This is a genomic window from Bradyrhizobium sp. AUGA SZCCT0431 (genome assembly GCF_018131065.1).
GTDB lineage: Bacteria > Pseudomonadota > Alphaproteobacteria > Rhizobiales > Xanthobacteraceae > Bradyrhizobium.
This window is the reverse complement of record NZ_JAFCLR010000007.1, coordinates 19256-35338: the sequence shown is the minus strand read 5'-3', so window position 1 is coordinate 35338 and position 16083 is coordinate 19256. Positions and strand designations below refer to the sequence as shown.

Sequence of the window (16083 nt, the reverse complement as noted above, 5' to 3'; positions counted from 1 at the left end):
GGTCCGAAGGTTCCAGAACACCGATAGCGCTTGCCACCGGAGCGCCACAATCCTCCGTCGGGGTCAATGCTACCCAATTAGTTATCTTGCGCGCCCTCAGCCGGATCGTTGGCGGCGGCCTCATCGAGTTTGCGATAGAGCGTGGAGCGGCCGATCTTCAGCCGGCGCGCCACTTCCGACATTTGCCCGCGATAGTGCGAAATCGCGAAACGGATGATCTCATTTTCCATTTCCTCGAGCGGCCGCACCTCGCCCGCGGAGGTCAGCATCGCGAGACTGCCGGTGTTGCTCAGCGGCGCAATCGGTATCTCATTACCTGACACCATCGCAGGCGCCGTCGACGGACCCACGATCAGCGGTTCGCCGTGTAGAGCCTGGGTGTCCGTGTCCGGGACGATATGGTGGGCGGCGGCATGCGGGAAGTCCGACAGGCCAAGCTGGTCGCTCTCGCTCAGCACCACGGCGCGATACACGGTGTTTTCGAGCTGGCGGATATTGCCGGGCCAATCGAGCTGCGCCAGATGCGTCATGGCTTCACCGCTGATGCCGGTGATGGTGCGGTTCTCTTCGGCGCTGAACCGCGCCAGGAAGTGCCGCAACAGATGCGGGATGTCTTCCCGGCGCAAGCGAAGCGGAGGAATGGTCAGCGGCAGCACGTGCAGGCGATAGAACAGGTCCTCGCGGAATGCGCCGTTCTTCACGAGGTCGAGCAATTTGCGGTTGGTCGCCGAAATGATGCGGACATCGACCTTCACCGGCTTGCGGCCGCCGACGGCCTCGACCGTGCCTTCCTGCAATGCGCGAAGCAGCTTTACCTGGGCTGCAAGCGGCAGTTCGCCGACCTCGTCGAGGAACAGCGTCCCGCCGGAAGCTTCGACGAACTTGCCCATGTGGCGTTCGGTGGCGCCGGTGAAAGCGCCCTTCTCGTGACCGAACAGGATCGATTCCACCAGATTGTCGGGGATCGCGCCGCAGTTGACGGCCACGAACGGCTTGGCCTTGCGCTCGCTGCTGCCGTGGATGGCGCGGGCAAACAATTCCTTGCCGACGCCGGACTCGCCTTCGATCAGCACCGGAATACCCGATGAGGCGGCCTTCTGCGCGGTGCGCAGCACGCCTGCCATGGTTTCGCTGCGGGTGATGATATCGGCAAAGGTCAGCCGGCCTTCGCGGCTGTGACGGATGCGCTGCAATTCGCCCTTCAAGGCCTGCGTGTTGAGCGCGTTGCGCAGCGACACCTGCAGCCGTTCGAAGCCGACCGGCTTGACGACGAAATCCTGCGCGCCCGCGCGCATCGCCGAAACCACATTGTCGATGCCGCCATGGGCGGTCTGCACGATGACGGGAACGGTCAATCCGGCATCACGAATTTTTGCGAGCACGCCGAGCCCGTCGAGGCCGGGCATCACGAGATCGAGAACGACGGCATCGATCGCTTGCGCGTCGGGGGCGGTCAGCAAGGCCACGGCGGCGTCGCCGCTGTCGACGACGAGGCACTCATAACCGCACTTCTGCACCATGTTTTCTACCAGACGGCGCTGCACCGCGTCGTCATCAGCAATCAGAATGGTAGCAGCCATGGTTTACCCCGCACGTTACGCTAACTGTATCGAATCGGGGCACTCTCGCCTATGGCGATTAACGCACACTTAATTGTTGGAGGGCCGGCTGTGTGGGGAGCGGCTAAACGTTGATGTGTGGCCACACCTCCAGAGCGCCGCGATAGCACATGTCGAAAGCCACATAGAGGATGATCGCGAGGCCGACATAGGCGATCCAGCGATGCTTTTCCAGGAGGCGCGCGACGAAGTTGGCGGCGAGCCCCATCAGCGCAATGGAAAGTGTCAGACCGAATATCAGGATCATTGGATGCTCGCGCGCCGCACCTGCGACGGCGAGCACATTGTCGAGCGACATCGACACGTCGGCGAGCGTGATCTGCCAGACGGCCTGGCCAAGCGTCTTCTGGCGGCCCGCACCGGGTGATGTATCGATCGCTGCGGACGACAAACTCTGAAACTTCGGTTGATGCGACGTGTGCAATTCGCGCCACATCTTCCAGCACACCCAAAGCAGGAGAATGCCGCCGGCGAGCAACAGTCCTATGAGTTGCAGCAGCTGGACCGTAATGGAGGCGAAGCCGATCCGCAGGGCCGTGGCGGCCAGAATGCCAATCACAATCGCTTTCTTGCGCTGACCCTCGGGTAGCCCGGCGGCTGCAAGCCCGATGACGATCGCATTGTCGCCCGCGAGCACCAGGTCGATCATGATGACCTGGAAAAGCGCTGTCAGGTGTTGCGAGGTAATTAAGTCCAGCATGCGGGGCCACTCCGTTCAGGAGTCCAATCCGACATCGCAGTTCGCTTGAACTGCCAGAGGGGCCCGGGCTTGGACGTGCACAGTCAAAAAAGACGAAAAGGTCGATCTGCGGAAAAACTGTTCCCGCTACTCAGGTTGGTCCGAAAGGGCGAAGAGCCTGATCATCTGGTCCGGCTCGATCAGAACGGACAGCACGATGCCGATGAAAGTCAGGCTGCCGGCGAGGTCGAACCACATGGTGCGGAACCGGTCGCGTCGGCACAGCAGCGCGAAGCCGGCCGTCGTCGCGCCGATCGCAAACAGCATGGTGACAATCGCGGGCGTCAGCGCATCAACAGGCACGAGGTTGCGGATTCCGAGCGTCGCGATCAGCGCCACCAGCAGGATGCCGGCCATCAGCTCCTTGCCGCGGGTGGTGTTTTCCTGGCCCTTGGTCCGGACAATCTGACTGCGATCTGCGATAGCCATGGATTATTGTCCTCCCAAAGATTCGCGAACTGAGGGAAACCGCAAGATTGTGGTAGGGAACATTGGCTGTTCCGGAATTCAATCTAGGTAGTTTAGTAATCATGAAACGAGCAAAACATCAAGATGTTTTCGCTGGACAGCTGCCGGGCAAGGTCGCCACGGAAGCCCGGCAATTGCGGAAACAGGCTGGGGATTGGCTCAAGCTGCGCAGGGCCGATGCCGGATTGTCGCAGGCTGATCTCGCCGCGCGGCTCGGTCTCAAATATTATACGTTCATCTCACAGGTCGAGAACGGGTTCAGCCGCGTTCCAACTGAAATTATGGGCGCGTGGGCCAGCGAGCTGGGTCTTGAACAGGCGGCGTTCGCTAGGCATCTATTATTGTACTACGAGCCGGAATTGCACCGGCTGCTGTTCGGAGCGGAAAGCAAATGAGTGTGGTTGCGTTCGAGCGCACACAGGAAACCGGCATCTGGAGCGAACGGGAACTCAATACAATCTGCGCGGCATTGCAGGCTGCGCTCGCGCCATCCACCGGCCGCGAATGGGAAACCGGCACGACCGAAAGAGGCGATGCCCAGTTCTATCTGTTGGGCCCGCTTCCGGATCAGGCCTGCGAGCTGTGTGTGTCCCGGATCGGGGCGCGCTATGTTCTGGAAGACGGGTCGGGCCGGCTGCTGTTCGAGCATCGAAACCTCGATCTCGTCGCGCTGCACGCGAGGGCCGCGGTCCCGTCCACGTCGTGGCTGATGGTTCGGGCGATCATGCTGTGGTGCGCGATTCGGAGCGCGGTTTACGAAAAGCTCGAGCTGATCGCGGAAGGCGAAGAGCTGCTGGTGCAGCTGGCGCCGCAGCTGGCAGCGTTCGCCTGATCGCCTCGTCAAAAAAAATCATCACGCCAATTTGAAAGTGTTCATGAACGCGAAATCTGCGACATCCCGCGCCAGCAAGACGTCCCGCAAAACCGCAATCAGCAAGGGAACTGCCGTCAGCAAGGCCACCGCAGCCAAATCGAAAACCGGCAAACTGCCGGAATGGAATCTGGCCGACCTCTATTCCGGCATCGACGCCCCCGAAGTCGCGCGTGACTTGCAGGAGATGGATGCCGAATGCATCGCGTTCGAGACGGACTACAAGGGCAAACTGGCCGAAAACGTTGCAAAGGATAGTGGCGGGCAGTGGCTCGCCGCTGCGGTCAAGCGCTACGAGGCGATCGACGACCTCGCCGGCCGCCTTGGCTCCTATGCCGGCCTTGTCCACGCCGGCGACAGCGTCGATCCCGCGATCACGAAATTCTACGGCGACGTTTCGGAGCGGCTAACGGCCGCATCGGTGCATCTGCTGTTCTTCGGGCTCGAACTCAACCGCGTGGACGATGCCGTGATTGAGCGCGCGTTGCTGACGCCCGAACTCGCCTACTATCGCCCGTGGATCGAGGATCTGCGCAAGGACAAGCCCTATCAGCTCGAGGATCGCGTCGAGCAGTTGTTTCACGAAAAATCCCAGAGCGGCTATGCCGCCTGGAACCGGCTGTTCGACCAGACCATCTCCGGCCTGCGCTTCAAGGTCGGTGGAAAAGAACTGGCGATCGAGCCGACGCTCAATTTCCTGCAGGACCGCGCACCGGAAAAGCGCAAGGCCGCGGGGCAGGCGCTGGCGAAAACCTTCAAGGAGAATGAGCGGACCTTTGCGCTCGTCACCAACACGCTCGCCAAGGACAAGGAGATTTCCGATCGCTGGCGCGGCTTTGCGGATGTCGCGGATTCCCGGCATCTCAACAACCGCGTCGAGCGCGAGGTGGTCGATGCGCTGGTCGGATCGGTCAGGTCAGCCTATCCGCGGCTGTCGCATCGTTATTACGCGCTCAAGGCCGGCTGGTTCAAAAAGAAGAAGCTGGCGCATTGGGATCGCAACGCGCCGCTGCCGTTCGCGGCGACCGGCACGATCGCCTGGCCCGAGGCCCGCAACATGGTGCTGACGGCCTATCGCGGCTTCTCGGTCGAGATGGCCGATATCGCCGAGCGTTTCTTCACCGACCGCTGGATCGACGCGCCGGTGCGGCCGGGCAAGGCGCCCGGTGCGTTCTCGCATCCGACCACGCCGTCGGCGCATCCCTATGTGCTGATGAACTATCAAGGCAAGCCGCGCGACGTGATGACGCTGGCGCATGAGCTCGGCCACGGCGTGCACCAGGTGCTGGCGGCCAAAAATGGAGCGCTGATGGCGCCGACGCCGCTGACGCTCGCCGAAACCGCCAGCGTGTTCGGCGAAATGCTGACCTTCAAGCGGCTGCTCGGGCAGACCAAAAACGCCAAGCAGCGTCAGGCGCTGCTCGCCGGCAAGGTCGAGGACATGATCAACACCGTGGTGCGGCAGGTCGCGTTCTATTCGTTCGAGCGCGCCATCCACACCGAGCGCAAGAACGGCGAATTGACCGCAAAGCGCATCGGCGAGATCTGGCTCAGCGTGCAGGGCGAAAGCCTCGGGCCGGCCATCGACATCCGCCCGGGCTACGAGAATTTCTGGATGTACATCCCGCACTTCATCCATTCGCCGTTCTACGTCTACGCCTATGCATTCGGCGATTGCCTGGTGAACTCGCTTTATGCGGTCTACGAGAACGCCTCCGACGGCTTTGCCGAGCGCTACCTTGCGATGCTGGCGGCCGGCGGCACCAAGCATTATTCCGAACTGCTGAAGCCGTTCGGGCTCGATGCCAAGGATCCCAAGTTCTGGGACGGCGGGCTGTCGGTCATCGCCGGCATGATCGACGAACTGGAAACGATGGGCTGACGCACGCGCCGCGGCGACAAACTTCGGCCGTCATCGCATCCCATCATGGCGGCGACGTCAGGAGTGGAGTGCTCATGGTCGACACGCCGACACGACGCGCAGTGCTTGGAGCGGGCGCCCTGGTGGCCGGTTCGCTGTTCGGGATCGAAAGCAGTGTTGCCCAGGCGCCGCTTCCCCCCACGCCCGCCTGCCACGACAGCGAGGCGGCAACGCTGGCGCAGACCGAAGGGCCGTACTTCAAGCCGTCCTCGCCGGAGCGGGTCGAACTGTTTGAAGAGGGGATGGCGGGGCAGCCGATCGAACTGGTCGGGTTTGTCCTTTCCCGCGACTGCAAGCCGGTCTCTGGCGCCTTGCTGGATTTCTGGCAGGCCGACGGCCGGGGCCAGTATGACAATTCCGGCTTCCGGCTGCGCGGTCATCAATTCACCGATGCGGAAGGGCGCTATCGATTGCGCAGCGTCGTGCCCGGCGTTTATCCCGGCCGCACCCGCCACATCCATGTGAAGGTACAGCCGCGCGGCGGCCGCGTGCTGACCACCCAGCTCTATTTCCCCGGCGAGGCACAAAACCGCTCCGATGGCCTGTTCCGCAAGGAGTTGCTGGTGCGCACCGCCAAGAACGCCGGATGGCTCGCCGGGCGGTTCGATTTTGTGGTCGGCTAGGGGCTCGCACCGCCCGCGGAGCGCTGGGGTTGCTTAGGTAGATCGGTTGTCAGGTGCCGTAATACATTTGTTGAACGGACCCCAAAGATATGTTATACATTCTGTATAACGGAGCCGGTGTCATGACCAAAACCCCTCGCGGCCTGAACGAAGCCCCCAGCGAATACAAGCCTGCGGATACCGTCCTGCAAATCCGGAAGATCGGCAATTCGGTTGGCGTAATTCTGCCGAAAGAGCTCCTTGCCCGGCTCAATCTCAAGGAGGGCGACAAGCTGTTTCCAATTGAGCAGCCTGGCGGCGGCCTGATTCTCACCCCGCACGACCCGGATTTTGAGAAGGCGATGGAAGTCGCCCGGCGAGGCATGAAGCGCTATCACAATGCGCTGGCTGAACTTGCCAAATGACCGAGCCGTTTTGGCTCACCAGTCAGATGATCGTCGCGATCCACGACGAGCAACTCACGATCCATGGCGGCGCCAGCGGTTTGCGCGATCAAGGCATGCTGGAATCAGCGCTCGATCGGCCGAAAAACCGATGGTCATACGAGCAGGCTGAGCTGGCCGAATTGGCGGCAGCCTATGCCTTCGGCATCGCGCGCAATCATCCGTTCGTGGACGGCAACAAGCGTACTTCGCTGCTGGCGCTGTATACCTTCCTCGGCGTCAACGGGATCGACTTTATCGTGCCGGAGGCGGAGGCGGCGGCCATCATCCTGTCCCTCGCCGCGGGCGAGGTCAGCGAGGAAAGCCTGACCCGCTGGATCCGGGATAATTGGCCTTCCGAATGACCCGATAGGCTTTGTCCCGTTGCCCTGCTGGCGGCTTTGCGGTAATTGCACGCCAGATCGTGGATTGACTGGGGATACCGATGGCAGACCATAGCGAAGTGGCCTACACGACCGCTGACGGCAACGATTATCCGGCCCATGAGCAGACCTATGAAGGGTTCATCATGCTGGTCAAATACGGCACCTTGGCCGTTGTCGTGATCGTCGCCCTGATGGGCTACTTCCTGACCTGATGCGTCGCCGGCTGCACCGCCCGGGCGGCGGTGACCAGAAAAATTTGCACGTCGCCCGGTCATGAAACCGGTATCCAACTAAGCGGAAATAACGCTAGTTTGCTTGCGCGCGCGCCCATCGCGCCGCCGGAGGCCCCATGAAGATTGCCGTTGCCAAGGAAATCGATCCGTCCGAACCGCGGGTGGCTGCTTCCCCCGACACCGTGAAGAAGTTCAAGGCGATTGGCGCCGAAGTGGTGGTGGAGCCGGGAGCAGGCATCAAGTCGGGCCTGCCGGATTCCGAATATACCGCGGCCGGCGCTACCATCAGTGCGGACGCGCTGAAGGATGCCGACATCATCATCAAGGTGAAGCGGCCGGAGGCCTCTGAACTCGGCCAATACAAGCGCGGCGCCCTGGTCATCGCCATTATGGACCCCTACGGCAACGAGGCGGCGCTCAAGACCATCGCCGACTCCGGCGTGTCTGCCTTCGCGATGGAATTGATGCCGCGCATTACCCGCGCGCAGGTGATGGACGTGTTGTCGTCGCAGGCCAACCTTGCCGGCTACCGCGCGGTGATCGAGGCCGCTGAGGCGTTCGGCCGCGCTTTCCCGATGATGATGACCGCAGCGGGCACGGTTCCCGCGGCAAAAGTGTTCGTGATGGGCGTCGGCGTCGCCGGCCTGCAGGCGATCGCGACCGCGCGCCGGCTTGGCGCCGTCGTCACCGCGACCGACGTGCGGCCCGCCACCAAGGAGCAGGTCGAAAGTCTCGGCGCCAAATTCCTCGCTGTCGAGGATGAGGAGTTCAAGAACGCCCAGACCGCCGGCGGCTATGCCAAGGAAATGTCGAAAGAGTATCAGGCCAAGCAGGCCGCCCTCACCGCCGAACACATCAAGAAGCAGGACATCATCATCACGACCGCGCTGATCCCGGGCCGCCCGGCGCCGAAGCTTGTCAGCGCTGACATGGTCAAGTCGATGAAGCCCGGCTCGGTCCTGATCGATCTGGCGATTGAGCGCGGCGGCAATGTCGAGGGCGCCAGGGCGGGCGAAGTCGTCGATACCGATGGCGTCAAGATCGTCGGCTACACCAATGTCGCGGGCCGTGTCGCGCAGTCCGCCTCGAGCCTGTACGCCCGCAACCTGTTTTCCTTCATCGAGACCATGATCGACAAGCCGAACAAGGCGCTTGCGGTCAATTGGGAAGACGAACTGGTCAAGGCCACCGCGCTGACCAGAGACGGCGCCGTCATCCATCCGAACTTCCAGCCTAAATAGCCAGCCTAGGAGAGCCGCCATGGATCATATTGCACAGGCCGTCGATCCCTTCGTGTTCCGGCTGTCGATCTTCGTCCTTGCCGTTTTCGTCGGCTACTTCGTGGTCTGGTCGGTGACCCCCGCGCTGCATACGCCGCTGATGTCGGTGACGAACGCGATCTCGTCGGTGATCGTGGTCGGCGCGCTGCTCGCGGTCGGCGTTCCCATGATCTCGAGCGGCAGCGGCTGGGCGCGCGGCTTCGGCTTCATCGCGCTGATCTTCGCTTGCGTGAATATCTTCGGCGGCTTCCTTGTCACCCAGCGCATGCTGGCGATGTACAAGAAGAAGGTAAAGTGAGCGGCGTGCACCTCGGGGTGGCGAAGACAATAGGGGACCTGAGATGAACGCCAATCTGGCTGCAGTATTGTATCTCGTGGCGGGTGTGCTGTTCATCCTGTCGCTGCGCGGCTTGTCCAGTCCGGCATCGTCCCGCCAGGGCAATTTGTTCGGCATGGTCGGCATGGCGATCGCGGTCGCGACCACGCTCGCCAGTCATCCGCCGACGGACGGCATCGCCTGGGTGCTTGTCATCCTCGGCATCGCCATCGGCGGCGGCATCGGTGCCGTGATCGCGCGGCGGGTGCCGATGACCTCGATGCCGGAACTGGTCGCCGCCTTCCACTCGCTGGTCGGTATGGCCGCGGTGCTGGTGGCCGCCGGCGCGTTCTACGCGCCCGAAGCGTTCGACATCGGCAAGCCCGGGCAGATTCACGCCGCGAGCCTGATCGAAATGTCGCTCGGCGTCGCGATCGGTGCGCTGACCTTCACCGGCTCCGTGATCGCGTTCCTGAAGCTGTCCGGCCGCATGAGCGGCGCGCCGATCATCCTGCCGGCGCGCCACATCATCAACATCGCGCTGGGTCTGGCGCTGGTGTTCTTCATCTTCGGTCTGGTGCGGTCCGGCAGCGCGCTCGACTTCTGGCTGATCACGATCATCGCGCTGGTGCTCGGCGTGCTCATGATCATTCCGATCGGCGGCGCCGACATGCCGGTCGTGATCTCGATGCTGAACTCCTATTCCGGCTGGGCCGCGGCCGGCATCGGCTTCACGCTCGGCAATTCCGCGCTGATCATCACCGGCGCGCTGGTCGGCTCGTCGGGCGCGATCCTGTCCTACATCATGTGCCACGCGATGAACCGTTCCTTCATCTCGGTCATTCTAGGCGGCTTCGGCGGCGAGACCGCGGCGGCCGGCGGTGCCGGTGGCGAGCAGAAGCCCGCCAAACTCGGCTCGGCCGACGACGCGGCCTTCATCATGAAGAACGCGCAGAAGGTGATCATCGTGCCCGGCTACGGCATGGCGGTGGCGCAGGCCCAGCACGCGCTGCGCGAAATGGGCGATCTGCTGAAGAAGGAAGGCGTCGAGGTGAAGTACGCCATCCACCCGGTCGCGGGCCGCATGCCCGGGCACATGAACGTGCTGCTGGCCGAAGCCAACGTGCCCTATGACGAGGTGTTTGAACTCGAGGACATCAATTCCGAATTCGCGCAGGCTGACATCGCCTTCGTGATCGGCGCCAACGACGTCACCAATCCGGCGGCCGAGGACGACAAGACCTCGCCGATCTACGGCATGCCGGTGCTGCAGGTCTGGAAGGCCGGCACCGTGATGTTCATCAAGCGCTCGCTGGCGTCGGGCTATGCCGGCATCGACAATCCCTTGTTCTATCGCGACAACACCATGATGCTGCTCGGCGACGCCAAGAAGGTGACCGAGAACATCGTCAAGGGGATGTAACTCCGCTCACGGGAAGTCATGACCGTCCTGAAATGGCTGCTGATTGTCGTTTCGGTCGGTTATGCCTGCGGGCTTGCCGCGCTGTTCTTCTTGCAGCGCTCGTTCCTGTTTCCGATACCAACGGCCACACGCACGACGCCGCAGGCGGCCGGTTTCCCGGAAGCCGAAGAGCACGTTCTGACCACGGCGGACGGTGAGAAGATCATCGTCTGGCATGTTCCCGCCAAGCCCGGCTATCCGGTCATTCTCTATTTCCACGGCAACGGTGATTTCCTCGCCGGCTTCTTTGGCCGCTTTCGCGAGCTGATCGCCGACGGCGCTGGTGTCGTCGCGATGTCCTACCGCGGCTATGCCGGCTCGAGCGGACAGCCGAGCGAGCGCGGTTTGCTGCAGGATGCGGCCGCGGCCTATGCCTTCACGACGGCGCGATACAGCGCGGACAAGATCGTGGCCTGGGGTTTTTCGCTCGGCACCGGCGTCGCGGTGGCGCTGGCGGCGGAGCAGCCGGTTGGAAAGATCATTCTGGAGGCGCCCTATACATCGCTTGCCGACGTTGGCGCTGCCGCATTTCCGATCTTCCCCGTTCGTTGGGCGATGAAGGATCCATTCCATTCCGAGCAGCGCATCGCGCGGGTGAACGCGCCGCTACTGGTCCTGCATGGCGCGCTCGATGCCACGATCCCGATCGCATTTGGCGAACGCCTGTTTGCGCAGGCGCACGAGCCCAAGACGTTCGTAAGGTTCCCTGACGGCGGCCACAACGATCTCGATGCTTATGGTGCAACGGCAGCAGCGCGGCAATTCATCAACGCCGCAAAAGGCTGACGGCGGCGATGGTTTGCTGCATAGTCGGACCGCAGTGATTTCAAGGATCTAATCGCATGAGCGCGCACGGCCCGATGCCGAAATCGGCGTGGATTTTCCCCGCATTGGCGATGGCGCTCTTTGCGATCGCGACCGCACTCGGGCTGACGTTCGCGCCGACGGCCGGCGGATTGCTGTTTGCGGCGCTGTTGCTGACGATCCTGTTCGGTACGGTGTTCGCAGCCGTGCATCACGCCGAAATGATCGCGGAACGGATCGGCGAGCCCTACGGCACGCTGCTGCTGACGCTGGCGGTCACCATCATCGAGGTTGCGCTGATCGCGACCATCATGCTCGGTGAAAAACCGGTGCCGGCGCTGGCGCGCGACACCGTGTTCGCGGTGGTGATGATCGTGTGCAACGGCCTGGTCGGTCTCTGCATCTTCATCGGCGGGCTGCGCTATCGCGAGCAGGATTTCCAGGTCTCCGGGGCCAACCTTTATCTCAGCGTGCTGTTCGTGATGGCGACTATTACGCTGATCATGCCCAACTACACACTGACGGCGCCAGGCCCGATCTATTCGGCGGCACAGCTCGGATTTGTCAGCGTCGTCACACTCATTCTTTATTGCGTGTTTCTCTATACCCAGACCATCCGTCATCGCGATTATTTCATCAACGATGCCACGGGCGATGCGGCCGACGGATCGCTGCTGTCGAACCGGATGCTGGCGATCAGCATCGCGCTGCTGCTGCTGTCGCTGCTGGCGGTGGTGCTGCTGGCCAAGAAATTCTCAGCTGTGGTCGATATCGCGATTGCCAGCATCGGCGCGCCGCCGGCTTTCGCGGGCGTGCTGGTGGCGTTGTTGATCCTGCTGCCGGAAAGCGTCGCCGCCATTTCTGCCGCCCGCAAGAACGACCTGCAGAAGAGCATCAATCTGGCGCTCGGCTCGTCGCTTGCGACCATCGGGCTGACGATCCCCGCCGTCGCCGTCGCCGCTTACGCGCTCGACAAGCAATTGGTGCTCGGCCTCAACACGCAGGAGATGGTGCTGCTGGTGCTGACCTTCGTCCTCAGCATGCTCACCTTCGGCACCGGACGCACCAACATCCTGTTCGGGCTGGTCCACATGGTGGTGTTCGCCGTATTCCTGTTCATGGTATTCGTGCCGTAGTTCCCTTGTCGTTCCCTGGAGTTCATCCAAAATGCTCAGCGCCACGTCAGACGTTCAGGTCGACACACCGGAAGTTCGCGTCACCGAATGGCGGCTGGCGCCGGGCAGCGCCACCGGCCACCACACCCATGGGATGGATTATGTCATCGTGCCGGTGACATCGGGCGAAATGACCATCGTGGCGCCGAACGGCGAACGCTCGAAGGCGCAGCTTGCCGTCGGCAAGTCCTATTTCCGCAAAGCGGGCGTCGAGCACGACGTGCTCAACGAAACGGCAACCGAGATCGTGTTCCTGGAGGTCGAGCTAAAGCCCTGACCGCCACCGCCCCGGGGGCGCCGGAACAGGGGCAGCCCGCGGGCCTAATGAGGAACTGCACAATTGCCACCGATCCGTCTTAGTTGATCCCTCAATATGCCCAGAAGTTCCAGCATCAAACTTGCCGCGGGGAGTGGCCGGCATGCTGAAGAAGTATATTTCGAAATTCACGATCGACATCCTGCCTTCGGTGGCAGCGACCGTCATCGGGGCTTACATCGTCAATCATTACATCGTCACCAGGCCGGGCACGGACGCCCCTGTCGCCGCCGCCGTATCGGCTGCCGACCCCAAAGCTGCAGCCAAGACCCAGGACACCAAGGCCGCGGAAACCGGTAGCCCGCCGGCGGCGGGCGTCAGGGCCAAGGGCATTTCCGAAAAAGCCCTCCTCGAGAAGACCGCGGCCGAACGGCCGGCGGTGGTCGAGAAGGTTGAAGCCAAAGCGGATGTGAAGGCGGACGTGAAGCCTGACGTAAAGGCTGACGCGAAGCCCGCCGACGCGCCGGCCGAGACCGCGAGCGTTCCGGCCGAGCCGCGCGCCACCCGCGCCGCGCCGCGCGAACGCGAAAAGGAAAAGATCAGGGTCGTGCTGCCGTCACCGGTGCAGCCCGTAGCGCCGGCCGTCGCGGCCGCGCCGCCGGCGCCTGTCGCCGCGCCGCCGGTCGAAACCGCGTCGGTGCCGGATGAGCGCCGCGACGCCAACGACCTCGCGCGCGCTGCGATCGAGCGTCTGCGGGTCAACAATGATGGTTCGCCACGTGCACCCGAAGTGGTGCGCAGCCCAGAAGCTCAGCGAGTCGAGACGCCGCGGATCGAGACCCCGCGGATCGAGACGCCACGAAGCGAAACGCCGCGGGTCGCAACCGCGCCGGCGCTTCGCCCGCTGCCGCCGCCGATCTCGGTCTCGACGCCTTCAGGAGGGGAGACCTTCGACCAGGGCAGGCCGCCTTACGCAGCCAATGCGTCTGTCGATCCGCGCCGTCCGACGCCGCCGGCCGAAATTCCGGTCTCGCGTCCGCTCGATTTGCGGGCCGATATGGCGGAGCCGTCCGTGCGCGAGAAGACCTCGGTGGCCGAGGACGTGCTGTCGGCGGCGAAGTCGGTGTTTCACGCCGTCCTGCCGAAATAATCCATAGGATCGTGTCTTCTCGTACCCCGGACGCAGGCATCGCCGCGACCGGGTCTCTACTTTGCATGGGGTTGTTTTCGCGATTTTGCGTCTAGAGCCGCGTTCCGATTGAATCGGAACGGGGCTCTGGATTCTTGATTTTACGCGTTTTCTCGACGCGAACCGGTATCCACCCCCGGATCAAGTCCGAGGGCATGCTTCGCTGGAAAACGCGCTACCCGCCGGTGCGGGCCAGGCCGCTGCGTGCGGCGTCGTCCTTGGGGCGGATTGCAATGGCGCGGCCATAGGAAGCAGCCGCCTTGCCCTTGTCGCCGAGCCGTTCATAGGCCTGCCCGCGGGCTGACCACGCCGGTGCGCTGTTGGGATCGGCCTGCACCGCCTCGTCGAGGTCGGCGGCCGCTTCCTTGGCCTTGTCGATCGCGAGATAGCTTGTTGCGCGGCCGAGCAGCGGTTCGACCTTTTGCGGCGTCAGGCCGTTGGCGGCGGTGAAATCCTCGATCGCCTGCTGGTACTGTTTCTCGCCTTGATAGATCAGCCCGCGGCCGTAGAGCGCTTGGACGTTGTACGGATCGAGTGCGAGGGCGCGATCGAATTCCGCCAGCGCCTCTTCGTTCTTGCCGGACTTGGCGAGCACCTGGCCGCGGGTGGCATAGCCTTGCGAGTCTCTGACGCTACGCGCGCTGATATTGTCGGTCGGTTTCTGCGCCACGGGCTGCGGCTTTGGGCTGTCCGCACCCCACGATCCCAGATCGAACGAGCAGCCGCCAAGCGGCATCGTCAGCAGCGCGACAAGTACGGCCGTACGGCGCACGCCACGAGAAAACGAACAGGAGGCCGGGATGGCCATATGGCGGAATGCTCGCGCGTTCATGGCGCATAGGTAGCCCGGCACGCCGCAAAATGCATCGGTCAAAATAGCCGCAACCGGCGGACCGAACCCGTCAAGCCCACGGACCGACAAACAAAAAACCCAAAGAAAAAAGCCAAATGAAAAAAGCGCGAGCCGGGGCCCGCGCTTTCCAATTCAAATCTGCTGGGTCGTTCAGCGCGGTCCGCGCGGACCTGCACCCGGGCCGCCACGACCGCCACCGGGACCACCACGGTCGCCACCGGGGCCAGCACCGAACACCGGCTTCGGCTTCATCGGCAGCAGGCCTTCGCGCTGCAGCTTCTTGCGAGCCAGCTTGCGCGCGCGGCGCACGGCTTCGGCCTTTTCACGGGCCTTCTTCTCGGAGGGCTTTTCGTAATGGCCGCGGAGTTTCATCTCGCGGAAAATACCCTCGCGCTGCATCTTCTTCTTCAGCGCCTTGAGGGCTTGATCGACATTGTTATCGCGGACGAGAACCTGCACGCGGCATCCTCTTTCAATTGATCGGATAGGAATTCTGGTAAAGCGAAGAGCTGGCAAAAGGCCTAGCCCTTAACCTGAACGCGGGCATTTACCAGACAAAACCTGGGATGTCCACCTGTGAAGCGAACAGCCGGACCAAGTTAAGCCATGAAATGCGGCAAATCTGACGCTGTTCGGCCCTGATTTGGGAAGTTATGTGCCAAGATCGAGGCTGTTCCCGGAGTTTTGAGCAAGCCGGCAACAACAATCTGGGGAGACAACCATGGATACGAAGAAATATGCCGCCGAGGCCATCGGCACGTTCTGGCTGACATTTGCGGGATGCGGCAGCGCCGTCATCGCCGCCGCCTTTCCGCAGGTGGGTATCGGACTGGTCGGGGTGTCCTTTGCGTTCGGGCTGAGCGTCGTCACCATGGCCTATGCGATCGGCCATGTATCCGGCTGCCATCTCAATCCGGCCGTCACGGTGGGGCTTGCCGCAGGCGGGCGCTTTCCAACCGGGCAAATCGCGCCTTACATCATCGCGCAGGTAATCGGCGCCGTTGCGGCGGCGGCGCTGCTTTATGTGATCGCAAGCGGCGCTGCCGGTTTCGACGTCACCAAGGGTTTTGCGTCGAATGGCTATGACGCGCATTCGCCCGGCAAGTACAGCATGGTTGTCTGCTTCATCACCGAGGTGGTGATGACCATGATGTTCCTGTTCATCATCATGGGCGCGACCCATGGCAAGGCGCCGGCGGGCTTTGCACCGCTGGCGATCGGATTGGCGCTTGTCATGATCCACCTCGTCAGCATTCCCGTCACCAACACCTCGGTGAATCCGGCACGCAGCACCGGGCCTGCGCTGTTCGTCGGCGGATGGGCGCTGGCGCAGCTCTGGCTGTTCTGGGTGGCGCCGCTGATCGGCGGCGTGCTGGGCGGGGTGATCTATCGCTGGCTCAGCGAGGAGCCCTCCGGCGTCGTCGAGGGCCGCAAGCCGGCCTAGCGCAAGGCCGCCTGGCGCAAGC

Annotated in this window: 20 protein-coding genes; 15 read left to right on the top strand and 5 right to left on the bottom strand. The window is 62.9% G+C overall.

Going from position 1 to position 16083, the window contains the following annotated elements; genetic code table 11:
- Positions 1-77: 77 nt before the first annotated feature.
- The 3 genes from JQ567_RS08210 to JQ567_RS08200 form a co-directional block, all read right to left on the bottom strand.
- A complete protein-coding gene (locus JQ567_RS08210) occupies positions 78-1580 on the bottom strand; it encodes a sigma-54 dependent transcriptional regulator (RefSeq protein ID WP_212438357.1) in 1503 nt (500 codons plus the stop codon).
- 103 nt (positions 1581-1683) lie between these two features.
- Positions 1684-2319, bottom strand: coding sequence for a TerC family protein (locus tag JQ567_RS08205; protein WP_212438356.1), 636 nt, complete (start codon positions 2317-2319; stop codon positions 1684-1686).
- A 126-nt stretch (positions 2320-2445) separates the two neighbouring features.
- Entirely contained in the window at positions 2446-2787 is a 342-nt protein-coding gene (locus JQ567_RS08200; RefSeq protein WP_212438355.1) for a hypothetical protein, read from the bottom strand.
- Positions 2788-2888: 101 nt separating this feature from the next.
- On the opposite strand from JQ567_RS08200, the gene JQ567_RS08195 reads away from it, so the two are divergent.
- From JQ567_RS08195 to JQ567_RS08130, 14 genes are all read left to right on the top strand, one after another.
- Positions 2889-3221: a helix-turn-helix domain-containing protein gene (locus JQ567_RS08195; RefSeq protein ID WP_212265615.1), complete on the top strand. Its 333-nt coding sequence runs from the start codon at positions 2889-2891 to the stop codon at positions 3219-3221.
- 2 nt (positions 3222-3223) lie between these two features.
- The gene (locus JQ567_RS08190; protein WP_212438354.1) at positions 3224-3658 is read left to right on the top strand and encodes a hypothetical protein; all 435 of its coding nucleotides are present in this window, start codon (positions 3224-3226) and stop codon (positions 3656-3658) included.
- A gap of 43 nt (positions 3659-3701) precedes the next feature.
- Positions 3702-5579: a M3 family oligoendopeptidase gene (locus JQ567_RS08185; protein ID WP_212438353.1), complete on the top strand. Its 1878-nt coding sequence runs from the start codon at positions 3702-3704 to the stop codon at positions 5577-5579.
- A gap of 74 nt (positions 5580-5653) precedes the next feature.
- On the top strand, positions 5654-6241 hold the full coding sequence (locus JQ567_RS08180; RefSeq protein ID WP_212438352.1) for an intradiol ring-cleavage dioxygenase: 588 nt from the start codon (positions 5654-5656) through the stop codon (positions 6239-6241).
- A 122-nt stretch (positions 6242-6363) separates the two neighbouring features.
- The gene (locus tag JQ567_RS08175) at positions 6364-6645 is read left to right on the top strand and encodes an AbrB/MazE/SpoVT family DNA-binding domain-containing protein (protein ID WP_212438351.1); all 282 of its coding nucleotides are present in this window, start codon (positions 6364-6366) and stop codon (positions 6643-6645) included.
- Positions 6642-7028 (top strand): type II toxin-antitoxin system death-on-curing family toxin, encoded by a 387-nt coding sequence (locus JQ567_RS08170; RefSeq protein WP_212438350.1) that lies wholly within the window; start codon positions 6642-6644, stop codon positions 7026-7028. The genes JQ567_RS08175 and JQ567_RS08170 overlap by 4 nt, the downstream gene beginning before the upstream one ends.
- A gap of 80 nt (positions 7029-7108) precedes the next feature.
- Positions 7109-7261, top strand: coding sequence for an aa3-type cytochrome c oxidase subunit IV (locus tag JQ567_RS08165; protein ID WP_211999441.1), 153 nt, complete (start codon positions 7109-7111; stop codon positions 7259-7261).
- A 137-nt stretch (positions 7262-7398) separates the two neighbouring features.
- A complete protein-coding gene (locus tag JQ567_RS08160) occupies positions 7399-8523 on the top strand; it encodes a Re/Si-specific NAD(P)(+) transhydrogenase subunit alpha (protein ID WP_212438349.1) in 1125 nt (374 codons plus the stop codon).
- Positions 8524-8542: 19 nt separating this feature from the next.
- Complete coding sequence (locus JQ567_RS08155; RefSeq protein WP_009398926.1) at positions 8543-8860, top strand: proton-translocating transhydrogenase family protein; 318 nt, start codon at positions 8543-8545, stop codon at positions 8858-8860.
- A gap of 43 nt (positions 8861-8903) precedes the next feature.
- Positions 8904-10301: an NAD(P)(+) transhydrogenase (Re/Si-specific) subunit beta gene (locus JQ567_RS08150; protein WP_212438348.1), complete on the top strand. Its 1398-nt coding sequence runs from the start codon at positions 8904-8906 to the stop codon at positions 10299-10301.
- Positions 10302-10319: 18 nt separating this feature from the next.
- Complete coding sequence (locus tag JQ567_RS08145) at positions 10320-11126, top strand: alpha/beta hydrolase (RefSeq protein ID WP_212438347.1); 807 nt, start codon at positions 10320-10322, stop codon at positions 11124-11126.
- Between the two features lie 56 nt (positions 11127-11182).
- Positions 11183-12280 (top strand): calcium:proton antiporter, encoded by a 1098-nt coding sequence (locus tag JQ567_RS08140; protein ID WP_212438346.1) that lies wholly within the window; start codon positions 11183-11185, stop codon positions 12278-12280.
- 31 nt (positions 12281-12311) lie between these two features.
- Positions 12312-12596, top strand: coding sequence for a cupin domain-containing protein (locus JQ567_RS08135; protein ID WP_192736790.1), 285 nt, complete (start codon positions 12312-12314; stop codon positions 12594-12596).
- Between the two features lie 142 nt (positions 12597-12738).
- On the top strand, positions 12739-13725 hold the full coding sequence (locus JQ567_RS08130) for a hypothetical protein (RefSeq protein WP_312017370.1): 987 nt from the start codon (positions 12739-12741) through the stop codon (positions 13723-13725).
- A 214-nt stretch (positions 13726-13939) separates the two neighbouring features.
- On the opposite strand, the gene JQ567_RS08125 is transcribed toward JQ567_RS08130, so the two are convergent.
- Both JQ567_RS08125 and rpsU read right to left on the bottom strand, forming a co-directional pair.
- The gene (locus tag JQ567_RS08125) at positions 13940-14572 is read right to left on the bottom strand and encodes a tetratricopeptide repeat protein (RefSeq protein ID WP_212438507.1); all 633 of its coding nucleotides are present in this window, start codon (positions 14570-14572) and stop codon (positions 13940-13942) included.
- Positions 14573-14767: 195 nt separating this feature from the next.
- Positions 14768-15076 carry a 30S ribosomal protein S21 gene (gene rpsU / locus JQ567_RS08120; RefSeq protein ID WP_192736788.1) on the bottom strand — a complete coding sequence of 103 codons (309 nt, stop codon included), beginning with the start codon at positions 15074-15076 and terminating at the stop codon, positions 14768-14770.
- A gap of 262 nt (positions 15077-15338) precedes the next feature.
- Here rpsU and aqpZ point away from each other — a divergent pair, with 262 nt between their 5' ends.
- Positions 15339-16061: an aquaporin Z gene (gene aqpZ / locus JQ567_RS08115; protein ID WP_212438345.1), complete on the top strand. Its 723-nt coding sequence runs from the start codon at positions 15339-15341 to the stop codon at positions 16059-16061.
- Positions 16062-16083: the final 22 nt, after the last annotated feature.